Origin of the sequence: Microbacterium sp. 69-10 (assembly GCF_001897945.1) — a bacterium.
Taxonomy (GTDB): Bacteria; Actinomycetota; Actinomycetes; order Actinomycetales; family Microbacteriaceae; genus Microbacterium.
This window is the reverse complement of sequence record NZ_MKRT01000010.1, coordinates 27394-27713: the sequence shown is the minus strand read 5'-3', so window position 1 is coordinate 27713 and position 320 is coordinate 27394. Positions and strand designations below refer to the sequence as shown.

The following is a 320-nucleotide window of genomic DNA, read 5'->3' as shown; positions in this document are numbered from 1 at the left end:
AGGTGAACGGTGCCTGCGTCACTCGCCGCGCCGATACAGGGCCCTGACGACGAGCCAGGTCACGGCGACGAGCGGGGCGAACAGCGGCAGCCCCATGATGAGCTTCAGCGTTCCCAGGAGGGTGACCTGGTCGGTGAGATAGAGCGGCAGCTGCACGCCCAGGCGCGCGCAGAAGAGCACGCCCCACGCGATGCCGAGCCAGAAGAACGCCCGCCGTTTGCGGCGATCCTGGCGCCAGTCCGTGCCCTCCCCCATGAGGAAGCCCACGGCCAGCCCGATCAGCGACCAGCCCACCAGCGCGGCCACGATCATGGCGGTGC

At 70.0% G+C, this 320-nt stretch carries 1 protein-coding gene; it reads right to left on the bottom strand.

Annotated elements, in window-relative coordinates; translation table 11 throughout:
* Positions 1-18: 18 nt before the first annotated feature.
* Positions 19-320 (bottom strand): DUF3159 domain-containing protein (locus tag BGN97_RS04285; protein WP_292698340.1); only part of this gene is annotated, 302 nt, incomplete at its 5' end.